Source organism: Geodermatophilus saharensis, assembly GCF_900188205.1.
In the GTDB taxonomy this organism is placed as follows: domain Bacteria; phylum Actinomycetota; class Actinomycetes; order Mycobacteriales; family Geodermatophilaceae; genus Geodermatophilus; species Geodermatophilus saharensis.
The window spans coordinates 1-12,884 of sequence record NZ_FZOH01000001.1; the positions used below are offsets into that span (position 1 = coordinate 1).

Here is a 12,884-nt window from a genome sequence, read left to right on the forward strand (position 1 = left end):
GGTTCGGGGTGGACGTGGCCATCGACGCCGTCGGCCGCCCGGAGGTGTTCGAGCAGGCCTTCTACGCCCGCGACCTGGCCGGGCGCGTGGTGCTGGTCGGGGTGCCCACCCCGGAGATGCGGCTGACCCTGCCGATGATCGAGCTGTTCGGCCGCGGCGGGGCGCTGAAGTCGAGCTGGTACGGCGACTGCCTGCCCTCCCGGGACTTCCCGATGCTGGCCGACCTCTACCGGCAGGGCCGCTTCCCGCTGGCCGACTTCGTCACCGAGACCATCGGCCTGGACGACGTGGAGGCCGCCTTCGCCAAGATGCACCGCGGCGAGGTGCTGCGCTCCGTGGTGGTGTTCGAGAAGTGACCGCCCGCATCGAGAAGACCGTCGTCTCCGGGGTGTTCAGCCTCGACGGGCAGGACTTCGACGTCGACAACAACGTCTGGCTCGTCGGCGACGACGCCGAGGTGCTCGTCATCGACGCCCCGCACCGCGCCGGGCCGATCGTGCAGGCCATCGGCGGGCGGCGGGTGACCGCGATCGTGCTCACCCACGGGCACAACGACCACATCACCGCCGCGGTCGACCTGCGGGCGGCCACCGGCGCGCCGGTCTGGTTCCACCCCGCCGACACGATGCTGTGGGACGTGGTCCACGGCGAGGTGCACCCCGAGGCCCGCCCCGACGAGGCGCTGGCCGAGGGCACCCGGTTCCGGGTGGCCGGCACGAGCCTGACCACGCTGCACACCCCCGGTCACTCCCCGGGCAGCAGCTGCCTGCACGCTCCCGACCTGGCCGCGGTGTTCACCGGGGACACGCTGTTCTGCGGCGGGCCGGGCGCCACCGGCCGCTCGTACAGCGACCACCCGACGATCGTGCGGTCGATCCGCGCCAAGCTGCTGACCCTGCACGGCGACACCGTCGTGCACACCGGGCACGGCGAGGACACGACCATCGGAGCGGAGCTCGGCACCGTCCGGTAGGACGGCGCCGGACGGCGGTCACGCGGGAGGGGTGTCGTCCCGCGTCGCGCCGTCCTCGCCGGGCCGGTCGTCCTGGGCCGACCGCTCCAGGCGCTGGCGGATCGCCGCGACGTTGAGCGCGAGGTCCTCCAGCGCCTCGACGGCGCGGGTGGCGAGGGCGAACGTGAGGTTCTCGCGTCGCTCACCGGGGCTGGGCTCGCGGTGGCGCTCCCACGGGGCCGAGCCCCGCTCGGTCGCTCGCGCCCAGGGGTCGTCGCCGCCGCGCGGCTGGTCGAACAGCCCGCGCAGCATCCGCTGCGCCATCTCGAGGAACTCCTGCGGGTCGGGCCGGTCGCTGCTCATGCTCGGATCCTCTCCAGGGGGTGCCGACGGTCAACGCCCCGGACCCCACCCCGGGTTCCACCGGCGCCCGGGCCGGCCGGATCCGCCGCCGCGGTGGGCACCGTCACGGCGCGGACGGCGGGTACCACGCCGCCGCCGCGTAGGCTCGGGGGGTGCCTCGCGGTGATGGACGGCTGACGCACGCCCTCGATCCCTCCGCTCCCGGTCCCCAGGACGCCTGTGGCGTCTTCGGTGTCTGGGCGCCGGGGGAGGAGGTCGCGAAGCTGTCCTACTTCGGCCTGTACGCGCTCCAGCACCGCGGGCAGGAGGCGGCGGGCATCGCGGTCTCCGACGGCGCGTCGGTCGTCGTCTACAAGGACCTCGGGCTGGTCAGCCAGGTGTTCGACGAGGCGACGCTGGGCAGCCTGCGCGGCCACCTGGCCGTCGGCCACACCCGGTACTCCACCACCGGGTCCTCCACCTGGGAGAACGCCCAGCCGACGTTCCGCACCACCGACGCCGGCACCGGCCTGGCGCTGTGCCACAACGGCAACCTGGTCAACACCGCGGAGCTGGCGAGCCGGGCCGCCGACGCCGGCGTCCCCGGCGCCTTCACCGCCAGCACCGACTCCGACCTGGTCACCTCGCTGATCGCCGCCCGGCCGGACATGAGCGTCGAGGCCGCGGCCATGGAGGTGCTCCCGCAGCTGCGCGGTGCGTTCAGCCTCACCTTCATGGACGAGGACACCCTCTACGCCGCCCGCGACCCCCAGGGCGTGCGCCCGCTCGTGCTCGGCCGGCTCGAGCGCGGCTGGGTCGTGGCCAGCGAGACCGCGGCGCTGGACATCGTGGGCGCCTCCGTCGTCCGCGAGGTCGAGCCCGGTGAGCTGCTCGCCATCGACGAGAACGGGCTGCGCAGCCAGCACTTCGCCGCCGCCGAGCCCAAGGGCTGCGTGTTCGAGTACGTCTACCTCGCCCGCCCCGACACCACGATCGGCGGGCGCAGCGTGCACGCCGCCCGGGTCGAGATCGGCCGCCGGCTGGCCAGGGAGCACCCGGCCGAGGCCGACCTGGTGATCCCGGTGCCGGAGTCGGGCACCCCCGCCGCGGTCGGGTACGCCGAGGCCAGCGGCATCCCCTACGGGCTGGGCCTGGTCAAGAACTCCTACGTCGGGCGCACGTTCATCCAGCCGTCGCAGACGATCCGGCAGCTGGGCATCCGGCTGAAGCTCAACCCGCTGCGCGACGTCATCCGCGGCAAGCGGCTGGTCGTCGTCGACGACTCGATCGTGCGGGGCAACACCCAGCGCGCGCTGATCCGCATGCTGCGCGAGGCCGGGGCCGTCGAGGTGCACGTCCGGATCTCCAGCCCGCCGGTGAAGTGGCCGTGCTTCTACGGCATCGACTTCGCCAGCCGCGCCGAGCTGGTCGCCAACGGCCTCGACGTCGACGGCGTGCGCGCCTCCATCAACGCCGACTCCCTCGGCTACGTCTCCGAGCAGGGGCTGGTCGCGGCTACCGAGCAGCCGGCCACCCGGCTGTGCACCGCCTGCTTCAGCGGCGACTACCCGATCCCGCTCGGCGAGGCCGGGGTGCTGGGCAAGCACGTGCTCGAGGGCATCGGCCGCCGGGTCGACGACGCCCGCTCGGTCAGCGGCTGGACCGGCCGGCAGGCCGGCAGCCCCACGGTGTCCGGCGGTGCCGACGACGCCCTGACCCGTCCGTGAGCGCGGGGGAGTTCACCTACGCGGCGTCCGGCGTCGACATCGACGCCGGCGAGCGGGCGGTCACCCTCATGCGGACGGCGGTCGAGCGGACCCGCCGTCCGGAGGTCGTGGGCGGCCTGGGCGGCTTCGCCGGTCTGTTCGCGCTCGACACCGCCCGCTACCGGCGGCCGCTGATCGCCTCGTCCACCGACGGCGTCGGCACGAAGATCGCGCTCGCGCGGCAGCTGGACCGGCACGACACCGTGGGCATCGACCTGGTCGCGATGGTCGTCGACGACCTGGTGGCCTGCGGCGCCGAACCGCTGTTCCTGCAGGACTACGTCGCCGTCGGCCGGGTCGTGCCCGAACGGGTGGCCGCGATCGTCACCGGCATAGCGGCCGGCTGTGAACAGGCCGGGGCCGCGCTGGTCGGCGGGGAGACCGCCGAGCACGGCGACCTGATGGACCCCGACGAGTACGACCTGGCCGCCACCGCGGTCGGCGTCGTGGAGGCCGACGCCGTGCTGGGCCCCGAGCGGGTCCGCGACGGCGACGTGGTGGTCGCGATGGCCGCCAGCGGCTTCCACTCCAACGGCTACTCGCTGGTGCGCCGGGTGGTGTCGTCCGCCGGTCTGGACCTCGCCGCCACGCCCGCCGGGCTCGACCGCCCGCTGGGCGACGTGCTGCTCGAGCCCACCCGCATCTACGCGCTGGACTGCCTGGCCCTGGTGGCCGAGCTGGGCGTGGACGGCGTGCACGCCCTCGCGCACGTCACCGGTGGCGGGCTGGCCGGCAACACCGCGCGGGTGGTCCCCGACGGGCTGGCAGCCGTGCTCGACCGCGGCACCTGGGCGCTGCCCGCGGCGGTGGCGCTGCTCGAGGAGCACGGCGTGCCGCGCGCGGAGTCCGAGCGGGCGTTCAACTGCGGCGTCGGCATGGTCGCCGTCGTCGCGGCCGAGGCCGCCGACCGCGCGGTCGGCCTGCTCACCGCCCGCGGCGTGCCGGCCTGGGTGGCAGGCGGCATCGGTGCGGGGGAGACCGGCGCACGCCTGGTGGGCAGCTACCGCTGACGAAGGACCCCGGTCCCGCTCACCCCTCGCGAGCTCGGGGCGAGCCTCTGGACCGGGGCCGAGCCGGCGATCGGCCGACCGTCAGCGACTGGCCGCCCAGTCGTCGTCGTCGGCGTCGTCGGCCCACCGGTCGGTGTACTCGTCGTCGTCCTCGTCGTCGTCCTTGGCCGCCGGAGCGGTGTACGTCGACGGAGAACCGGCCAGTTCGCGCTGCAGCGCGGAGAGGTCGGTGTTGGGTGAGCTGTACTTGAGCTCACGGGCCACGCGTGTCTGCTTGGCCTTCGCTCGGCCGCGCCCCATCGGCTCGACCCCCTCATAACGGAGAACGGGAGCCCAGCTCACGGGCTGGACGGCCCGCGTGGCGACCCCGACTGAGTGACTGTGTCTTGACCAAGACTACGACACGAGACGGGCGCGGGCACGGGTCCTCCCCCCGCCGTCCCCCGACGGGGGTCGTGGTGCTGGACACGCGATGACAGGTCCGGCCCCGTTGACCGTGACCGTCCGTGCCCCCGGCACCCCCGAGAGGCCGCGACACACCTCCGACCTGCGCCCCAGGTCGGCGACAGGACTGTGATCCACGTCACAGCACTAGCTTCGCGAGGCCGGCCAGGAGGAGCACGACGGACGGCCTCGTCCTGGGGGATCGCCCGGTCCGGCCGGCTCGGATCGACCGAGAGGGACGACGATGACACGTCGATCACCGCTCGTCGCCGCGATCTGCCTCAGCGGCGCCGCGCTCCTGACCCTGGCCACCCCGGCGCAGGCTGCGCCACCCACGACCCCCCTGTCGGGGGCGATCTTCACCACGGACGCCAGCGGCAACCCGGTCAACCTGAACGTCTACGCGGCCAAGGAGGACGTCTACCTCAACGGCGGGCCGGGCATCAACGCGCCCGACGACGCCGCCGGGCTCCCCGCGGGAACCTACAGCTTCCAGGTCACCGACCCGTCCGGGAAGACGCTGCTGTCGAGCGACCCCGTCGAGTGCCGGCAGTTCACCGTGGACGACAGCGGGGTCATCACCAGCGTCGCCCCCAGCGGCGCGTGTGCGCACGCCACGGGCACCTCCTCCGAGGACGGCGGCCTCACGGTGCAGCTCTTCCCCTACGCCGACACCCCGAACAACGGTGGCGTCTACAAGGTCTGGGTCTCCCCGACCGAGCTGCTCGACTGCGCGGCGCCGGGCAACAAGAACTGCTTCGTCCCGCGCTACAGCAAGACGGACAACTTCAAGGTCCGGAACGACGTGCCGATCGAGATCGACACGCGCTTCTCGCGGCACGGGCAGGCGGGCTACATCGACGGCCTGGCAGTGACCTGGTTCGACACGCTCGGGGCGAGCAACGTCAAGTTCTCCGAGTACGCCCCGGCCCTCCTCGCCTTCCACGAGGCGCACGTCGAGGCCGCCGAGCCGGGCACCCACACGATCGTGGTGTCCGACCAGGCAGGCTGCACGATCGTCGACGCGCACGGACCGGACGGCGTCACCTACACGCCGCAGGGCGGCACGGTGACCGTGACGGTCAAGGTCGGCAACAACGTGCGGAAGGCGGCGACGTACTTCGTCGACGTCCACTGCGCGTGACCTGACGGCATGACCCCGAGAGGGGGCGGGCGGCGACGCCCGCCCCCTCTCCTGTCAGCGGGGCAGCCGGATGGTGGCCAGTCGGCCCACCGAGCGGATGCGCTCCTCGGCCAGCCGGTCGGCCGCCACGGCCGGCGAGACGCCCTCGGCGGCGGCCGCCTCGAACACCCGCAGGGCGACGTCGTAGATGCCGGCGGCCTTGGCCTCGGCGCGGGCGAAGGAGAAGCCGTGCCGCTCGTCCTCGACCTGGATCACGCCGCCGGCGTTCACCAGGTAGTCGGGGGCGTAGAGGATGCCGCGCTTGGTCAGCTGCTCGGCGATGCCCTCGTGCGCCAGCTGGTTGTTGGCGCCGCCGCAGACCACCTCGGCCGACAGCACGGCGACGGTCTCGTCGTCGAGGGCGCCGCCGAGCGCGCAGGGGGCGTAGACGTCGGCCGGCGTGCGCACCAGCGTCTCGGTGTCGGAGACGGCGTCGACGCCGGGGTGGCGGGCCAGCACCCGCTCGACGGCGGCGGTGTCGACGTCGGTGACCACCACGTCGGCGCCGTCGGCGACCAGCCGGTCGACCAGCCAGCTGCCCACCTTGCCGACGCCGGCGACGGCGACCGTTCGCCCGGCCAGCGACGAGGTGCCCCAGCGGTGCTGCGCGGCCGCGCGCATGCCCTGGAAGACGCCGAAGGCGGTGAGCACCGAGGAGTCGCCGCAGCCGCCGTACACCTCCGAGCGGCCGTGGGCGAAGCGCGTCTCGCGGGCCACCACGTCGAGGTCGGCGTTGGTGGTGCCGACGTCGCAGGCGGTCAGGTACCGGCCACCCAGGGCCTCGACGAACCGGCCGTAGGCGCGCAGCAGCGGCTCGGTCTTGTCGGTGCGGGGGTCGCCGATGACGACGGCCTTGCCGCCGCCGAGGTCCAGCCCGGCCAGGCTGTTCTTGTAGGACATGGCCCGGGCCAGCCGCAGCGCGTCGGCGACCGCCTCGTCCTCGGTGGCGTAGGGGTGGAAACGCGTGCCGCCGAGGGCGGGCCCCAGCGCCGTGGAGTGGATCGCGATCACCGCCCGCAGGCCGGAGCCCGGGTCGGAGCAGAAGACCACCTGTTCGGCACCGGAAGCGAGGACGTCCACGACCGCCGAGCCTAGAACGCGGCCGCTGCCGGACGTGACGCCGGACTCAGTGGCCGGCAGAGGCTCAAGCAGCCGCGCGGTCGTGTCGACAAGTGGTGTGACGGAAGGCGGTGACCCTGCGGCGGGGTCACGGTGTGACGCCAGTGCCGCGTGTTGCCCCCGTGACGCGTGGTGGCCGGTGCGACTCTGGCCCGGCCACCCGCCCTCTTCCCCCAGGGAGCGCTCGATGCTGCAGAGCCGATCCGGCCGCCGACCCCCCGGTCGTGCGGCCACGGCCCGCAGGAACCGCCGGCCGGTCCGCGCCGTGCTGGCCGGTCTGCTGACCGGTGCGGTCCTCCTCGCGACCGCCGCTCCGGCGCTGGCCGTGCCGCCCCCGCCACCGAACCCGACCGACGGGGAGATCGCCGACGCGCAGGCGACGCAGGAGGCCGCCGCGGCCGAGGTCGGCCGGCTGCAGGCGGAGGTCGCGCTCGCCCAGACCGAGCTCGAGCGGCTCGGTGTGCAGGCCGAGGCCGCCGGTACCGCCTACCTGGCCGCCGAGGAGGCGCTGCAGCTCGCCCAGGCCGCCGCCGACCAGGCCGCCGCCGACCTCGAGGCGGCGGCCGCCGCCGTGGACGCCGCCGTCGCCCGGATCGGCGGGTTCGCCCACGACAGCTACATGAACGGGACCACGCTCACCACCGCCGCCGCGCTGCTGGACTCCGCCGGCCCCGGGGAGCTGGTGCAGCGGGCCGCGCTGCTGGACTACGTCGGCGACGTCCAGGTCGACGCCCTCGAGGAGCTGGAGATCGCGCGGGTCCGGCAGGCCAACGCCGAGTCCGCGGCCCGGGACACCCGCGACCAGATGGCCGCCGCCGAGGAGCAGGCGGCCGCCGCCAAGGCCGCGGCCGACGCGCAGGTCGCCGCGCAGCAGGGCGCGGTCCAGGCCGCGGAGGCGAACAAGACCGCGCTCGACCAGCAGCTGCGGGACGCCCAGATCCGGCTGCTGGAGCTGCAGGGCGCCCGCGACGCCTACGCCGAGTGGCAGCGCCAGAAGGACGCGGAGGAGGCCGCCGCCCGCGCCGCGGCCGCCCGCGCCGCCGAGGAGGCGGCTGCCGCCGCCGCGGCGGCCCGCGCCGCCGCTGCCGCCCCGGCGCCCGCGGCGCCCGCGTCGTCGGGCGCGGCGTCCACCGCCCCGGCGGCCAGCGGCGCCGGCTACGTCAAGCCGACCTCCGGCCGCACGTCGAGCTGCTACGGCGTGCGCTGGGGGGTGCTGCACGGCGGCGTCGACATCGCGGCCCCGATCGGCACGCCGATCTACGCCGCCGCCTCGGGCACCGTCGCCCGCACCGGTCCGGCCACGGGCTTCGGCCTGGCCGTCTACATCCGCGGCGACGACGGCGCGGTCACCGTCTACGGCCACGTCAACACCGAGTACGTCCGCGCCGGTGAGCGGGTGCGGGCGGGCGAGCTGATCGCCGAGGTCGGCAACCGCGGGCAGTCCACCGGCCCGCACCTGCACTTCGAGGTCCACCCGTCGGGGGCCATGTACGGCGGTCAGGTCGACCCCGTGCCGTGGCTGCGCGCCCGCGGGGTGAGCATCGGCGGCTGCTGAGAAAGGACCCCCCTGCCCCCCGCCACTCGCACGCTCGCAGGGGGGCCGGCGGTGCCCCGAGGTGGCAGGGGGACCCTTCGTCAGCTGGTGGGGGCGGCCGCGGTGCAGTTCGCCTGCGTGAACTGCTGGACGGCGGTCCCGTCGGGGCCGTTGGCGACGCCGACGAACTCCTGGGCGGCGCTGTTGAGCTGGGCCTGGCCGTCGGGCGTGGTGACGTCGATGGTGGCGGCCTGGTCGGCGAAGGTCTGCACCGCGTCGCCCACGGCCTGCCACGAGGTGGCGATCTCGGTCGGCGGCTGCACGCTGTCGAAGGCGTCGGCGGCCTGCTGCAGCAGGCCCGGCAGCTGCTCGGGGGTGGCGCTGCCGAGCTGGTTGCCGAGCTCGTTGAACGAGGCGGCCTGGCTGCAGAACTGGGCGACGGCGGGGTCGTCGCTGGTGGTCGGGGCGGGCGTGGAGCTGCTCGTCTCGCTCGACGGGGACGACGACGCGCTCGAGCTCGTGTCGGCGCTGGTGGACTCGGCGGCCTCCTCGCTCTCGGACCCACCGCCGCTGCACGAGGTGAGCAGGACGGCGGCGGCCGCGGCGACCAGCGCAGGACGGAACCGGGAGGTCAGGGAGCGCATGGGGCGAGGCTAGCCGCCGCCCGGGCGGCCCGCCCCGGGACGCGGCTACCGTGCCGCACGTGCGCGCCCCGTCCGACCCCCGTGTCACGTGGGACCTCCCCGCCCCCGGCGCCCTGCCCCGGACGGCGGTGCTCGAGCCGCTCGTCACCCGGGTCCTGGCCCCCAACCCGTCGGGCATGACCCTCGACGGCACGAACACCTACCTGGTGGGGGAACCCGGCAGCGGGCAGGCCGTCCTGGTCGACCCCGGGCCCGACGACCCCGCCCACCTGGCCGCGGTGGAGGAGGCCCTGGCCGCTCGCGACGCCCGCTGCGTCGCCGTCCTCGTCACCCACCACCACGGCGACCACGCCGAGGCCGCGCAGCCCTGGGGCGCCCGGTTCGGCGCGCAGGTGGCCGCCGCCGACGCCGCGGTGGCCGGCCCGGGCGGCCGCGTCCTCGAGCCCGGCGAGCGGCTGCGGCTGGCCGGCACGGTGCTCGGCGTCGTCCCCACGCCCGGGCACACCCCCGACCACCTGGCCTTCCGGCTGGAGTCCGGAGCGGTGCTCGTCGGCGACCACGTGCTCGGCCGCGGCACCTCGGTGGTCACCCACCCCGAGGGCGACGTCGTGGCCTACCTGGAGTCGCTGCGCCGGGTGCACGACCTCGGCCCCAGCGCGCTGTACTGCGGGCACGGACCCGAGCTCACCGAGGACCCCGGGGCCGTCCTCGACTACTACCTGGCGCACCGCGCGTTCCGGGAGGGGCAGCTGCTGGCGGCGCTGGTCCGCGGGGCGGGGACGGTCGACGCGCTGGTGGCCGACGTCTACGCCGAGGTGCCGCGGGCGCTGTGGCCGGCGGCGGCGCAGTCCACCCGCGCGACGCTGGCCAAGCTCGCCGCCGAGGGGCACGTGGTGGTCGACGGTGACCGCGTGGCGCTGCCGTGACCGCGGTCGTCCGGGCCGCCGACAGCGAGCGCGACCAGCAGCGCGCCGCGGCGGCGCTCCGGGCGGCCGGCCTGCGCCCCGGCGACCGGTTGCTGGTGTCGGCCGTGTCGTCACCGGCGCTGCTGGCCGTCGTCCTGGGCGCGCTGCGCACCGGCGTCGTGCCTGTGGTCCTCGACCCGGCGCTGCCGGCGGCCGAGCGGGCGGTGCTGGCCGCCGACGCCGACCCGGCCCTCGACGTCGGCGCCGAGCCGCAGCGGCTGCTCACCGGCACCGACCGGTCCGCCCTCGCCGACGTGCCGCTGGCCCGGCCGGTGCACTACACCTCCGGCACCACCGGCCGGCGGAAGGGCGTGTGGTCCGGCGTCCTGGACGACGGCGACGCCCGCGCGCTGGCCGCCGAGGAGATCGACCTGTGGGGGTTCACCGCCGCCGACCGGCACCTGGTCCTCTCGCCGCTGCACCACTCCGCGCCGCTGCGCTTCGCCGTCCACACGCTGCTGGCCGGCGGCGAGGTGCTGCTGCCCGGCCCGTTCGACGCCGCCCGTGCCGCCGCGGCGATCACCGCCCTCGCCCCGACGACGGCGTTCTGCGTCCCCACCCACCTGCGCCGGCTGGTGGCGCGCGACGACGTCGACTGGTCGTCGTTCCGCCGTCTGGTGCACGCCGGCGCGCCCTGCCCGGAGCCGCTGAAGCGGGCGGTGCTGGCCGCCGCACCCGCGGGCAGCGTCTGGGAGTTCTACGGCTCCACGGAGGCGCAGTTCACCGTCTGCGCGCCGGAGGACTGGCTCGCCCACCCCCGCAGCGTCGGGCGGGCCCGCCCCGGCCGGCGGCTGGAGACCGACGAGCGCGGGCAGCTGTGGTGCACCGTGCCGCGCTGGGCGCGCTTCGAGTACTGGCGGGCGCCGGAGAAGACGGCGGCGGCCTGGCGCGGTGACCGGGTGACCGTGGGCGACCTCGGCCGGGTCGACCCCGACGGCACCGTGTGGCTCGACGGGCGCCGCGAGGACCTGGTCATCTCCGGTGGGGTGAACGTCTACCCGGCCGAGGTGGAGGCCGTCCTCGACGCGCACCCCGGCGTGGTCGAGAGCGCGGTGGTCGGCGTCCCGGACGAGGAGTGGGGCCAGCGGGTGGTCGCCGCCTACGTCGGCGCCGCCGACCCGGCCGAGCTCGGCGCGTGGGCGCGGCAGCGCCTCGCGCCGGCCAAGCGGCCCAAGAGCGTGCACCGGCTCGGGGAGCTGCCCCGCACCTCCACCGGCAAGGTGCGCCGGCTGGACCTGCCCGGGGTCCTGGGCCTGTGACGCCGGAGGCGGACGTCGTCGTGGTCGGCGCCGGCTCGTCGGGCTGCGCGCTGGCCGCCCGCCTCGCCGACGCCGGCCGGTCGGTGCTGCTGCTCGAGGCCGGCGCCGACCACCCCCGGCCCGCCGACTTCCCGCCCGACCTGCGCGACGCCGCCACCCTCGCCGCCGCCGTCCCCGGGCACCCGGCGAACTGGTCGTTCACCACCGAGCTCACCCCGGGCAGCCGGGCGCCGCTGCCCCGCGGGCGGGTGGTCGGCGGGTCGAGCACGGTCAACGGCGGCTACTTCGTCCGCGCCACCCCGGCCGACCACGCCGGCTGGGCCGCCGCGGGCAACGACCTGTGGAGCCTGGACGCCACGCTGCCGGCCTGGTGCCGGCTCGAGGACGACCGGGAGTACGGCGACCGGCCGGGGCACGGCTCGGGCGGTCCGCTGCCGGTCACCCGGCCCACGGGGAGCTCCCCGCTGGCCGACGCGCTCGCCGCCGCGGCCGTCGAGCTGGGCGTGCCCGCGGAGCCGGACAAGAACGCCGGCGGCCCGCCCGGGTACGGACCGGTCCCGCTCACCGTCGACGGCGGGGTGCGGGTCAACACCGCGATGGCCTACCTCTCCCCGCGGCACGGGTCCCCCCGGCTGACCGTGCGCGGCGGCGTGCGGGTGCGGCGGGTGCTGCTGGAGCGTGGCCGGGCGGTGGGCGTCGACACCGACGCCGGGCCGGTGGGCGCCGCGGAGGTGGTGCTCGCGGCGGGCGCCGTCGGCTCCCCGCAGCTGCTCCTGCTCTCCGGCGTCGGTCCCGCCGCCGACCTGCGGGCGCACGGGATCGACGTCGTCGCCGACGTGCCGGGCGTCGGCGCCGGGCTGTCGGACCACCCGCTGGTGTACCTGCCGTGGGTGCCGGTCGACGACCTGCCGGTGGGGGACTGGCCGCTGCCGCTGCACGGCGTGCTCAACGCCACCTCCTCCGACTCGCCGGTGCCCGGTGACCTCGAGGTGCTCCCGTGGCTGCAGCCCTGGGGCCGGGTCGTGCCCGGCAGTGGCGGCGACTCCCGCACGCTGTCGCTCGGCGCCGGGCTGTACCGGGAGGAGAGCCGCGGCCGGCTGTCGCTGACCTCGGCCGACCCCGCCGCCGCGCCGCGCGTCGAGCACCGCTACCTCGCGACGGCGGCCGACCGGCGGCGGCTGCGCGAGGCGGTGCGCCTGGCCGACGCCCTGCTGCGCACCCGCGCCGTCGCGCCGCTGGTCGCCGCCCGGCCCGGCCCGGGCGAGGACGTCCTCGCCGACGACCGCGCCCTCGACGGGTGGGTCGCCGCCGCCCTGACGACGGCGATCCACCTGGCCGGCAGCGCCCGCATGGGCCCCGACGGCGACCCCGGCGCCGTCGTCGACCAGCACCTGCGGGTGCGCGGCGTCGAGGGGCTGCGGGTCGCCGACACCTCGGTGCTGCCGGAGGTGCCCACCCGCGGCCCGGCCGCGACGGCGGTGCTGGTCGGCGAGCGGGCCGCCGAGCTGATGGCCTGACCCCTCCCCGGGCACTTCCGCGGAAGTGCCCGGCCCCTGCCCGGCCCTCCTGGGGCACTTCCGCGGAAGTGCACGGCGGTCGGCGGCGCTCTCGTGGCGCGGGTCACAGCCCGCTAACGTCCCGGTGCCCGCCCGGCACCGGCGCCGGG

Annotated in this window: 13 protein-coding genes; 9 read left to right on the plus strand and 4 right to left on the minus strand. The window is 76.2% G+C overall.

Going from position 1 to position 12,884, the window contains the following annotated elements; genetic code table 11:
• Nucleotides 1–356: zinc-binding dehydrogenase (locus CHC04_RS00005; RefSeq protein WP_141233650.1), on the plus strand; the 356-nt coding region annotated here is incomplete at its 5' end.
• Nucleotides 353–973: an MBL fold metallo-hydrolase gene (locus CHC04_RS00010; RefSeq protein WP_089401897.1), complete on the plus strand. Its 621-nt coding sequence runs from the start codon at nt 353–355 to the stop codon at nt 971–973. The genes CHC04_RS00005 and CHC04_RS00010, both read left to right, overlap by 4 nt.
• An 18-nt stretch (nt 974–991) precedes the next feature.
• Here CHC04_RS00010 and CHC04_RS00015 read toward each other — a convergent pair whose 3' ends face one another.
• Nucleotides 992–1,315 carry a hypothetical protein gene (locus tag CHC04_RS00015; RefSeq protein WP_089401898.1) on the minus strand — a complete coding sequence of 108 codons (324 nt, stop codon included), beginning with the start codon at nt 1,313–1,315 and terminating at the stop codon, nt 992–994.
• Between the two features lie 152 nt (nt 1,316–1,467).
• Here CHC04_RS00015 and purF point away from each other — a divergent pair, with 152 nt between their 5' ends.
• Together purF and purM are read left to right on the plus strand one after the other, a co-directional pair.
• Nucleotides 1,468–3,021, plus strand: a complete 1,554-nt coding sequence (purF, locus tag CHC04_RS00020; protein WP_089401899.1) for an amidophosphoribosyltransferase — start codon at nt 1,468–1,470, stop codon at nt 3,019–3,021.
• Nucleotides 3,018–4,070, plus strand: a complete 1,053-nt coding sequence (gene purM / locus CHC04_RS00025; RefSeq protein WP_089401900.1) for a phosphoribosylformylglycinamidine cyclo-ligase — start codon at nt 3,018–3,020, stop codon at nt 4,068–4,070. Before purF ends, purM begins: the two co-directional genes overlap by 4 nt.
• 81 nt (nt 4,071–4,151) lie before the next feature.
• On the opposite strand, the gene CHC04_RS00030 is transcribed toward purM, so the two are convergent.
• A complete protein-coding gene (locus CHC04_RS00030; protein WP_075013130.1) occupies nt 4,152–4,370 on the minus strand; it encodes a DUF3073 domain-containing protein in 219 nt (72 codons plus the stop codon).
• A gap of 388 nt (nt 4,371–4,758) precedes the next feature.
• On the opposite strand from CHC04_RS00030, the gene CHC04_RS00035 reads away from it, so the two are divergent.
• Nucleotides 4,759–5,658, plus strand: a complete 900-nt coding sequence (locus tag CHC04_RS00035) for a hypothetical protein (RefSeq protein ID WP_089401901.1) — start codon at nt 4,759–4,761, stop codon at nt 5,656–5,658.
• Nucleotides 5,659–5,712: 54 nt separating this feature from the next.
• On the opposite strand, the gene CHC04_RS00040 is transcribed toward CHC04_RS00035, so the two are convergent.
• The gene (locus tag CHC04_RS00040) at nt 5,713–6,777 is read right to left on the minus strand and encodes a Glu/Leu/Phe/Val family dehydrogenase (protein WP_089401902.1); all 1,065 of its coding nucleotides are present in this window, start codon (nt 6,775–6,777) and stop codon (nt 5,713–5,715) included.
• 304 nt (nt 6,778–7,081) lie between these two features.
• On the opposite strand from CHC04_RS00040, the gene CHC04_RS00045 reads away from it, so the two are divergent.
• Nucleotides 7,082–8,371 carry a M23 family metallopeptidase gene (locus tag CHC04_RS00045; RefSeq protein WP_245816874.1) on the plus strand — a complete coding sequence of 430 codons (1,290 nt, stop codon included), beginning with the start codon at nt 7,082–7,084 and terminating at the stop codon, nt 8,369–8,371.
• Between the two features lie 80 nt (nt 8,372–8,451).
• Here CHC04_RS00045 and CHC04_RS00050 read toward each other — a convergent pair whose 3' ends face one another.
• Nucleotides 8,452–8,994 carry a hypothetical protein gene (locus tag CHC04_RS00050; protein ID WP_089401904.1) on the minus strand — a complete coding sequence of 181 codons (543 nt, stop codon included), beginning with the start codon at nt 8,992–8,994 and terminating at the stop codon, nt 8,452–8,454.
• Nucleotides 8,995–9,053: 59 nt separating this feature from the next.
• Here CHC04_RS00050 and CHC04_RS00055 point away from each other — a divergent pair, with 59 nt between their 5' ends.
• From CHC04_RS00055 to mftG, 3 genes are read left to right on the plus strand one after another with little or no spacing between them, the layout of a single operon-like run.
• The gene (locus CHC04_RS00055) at nt 9,054–9,920 is read left to right on the plus strand and encodes an MBL fold metallo-hydrolase (RefSeq protein ID WP_089402569.1); all 867 of its coding nucleotides are present in this window, start codon (nt 9,054–9,056) and stop codon (nt 9,918–9,920) included.
• Nucleotides 9,917–11,218: a class I adenylate-forming enzyme family protein gene (locus tag CHC04_RS00060; RefSeq protein WP_089401905.1), complete on the plus strand. Its 1,302-nt coding sequence runs from the start codon at nt 9,917–9,919 to the stop codon at nt 11,216–11,218. Before CHC04_RS00055 ends, CHC04_RS00060 begins: the two co-directional genes overlap by 4 nt.
• Nucleotides 11,215–12,735: a mycofactocin dehydrogenase MftG gene (gene mftG / locus CHC04_RS00065; protein ID WP_089401906.1), complete on the plus strand. Its 1,521-nt coding sequence runs from the start codon at nt 11,215–11,217 to the stop codon at nt 12,733–12,735. Before CHC04_RS00060 ends, mftG begins: the two co-directional genes overlap by 4 nt.
• Nucleotides 12,736–12,884: the final 149 nt, after the last annotated feature.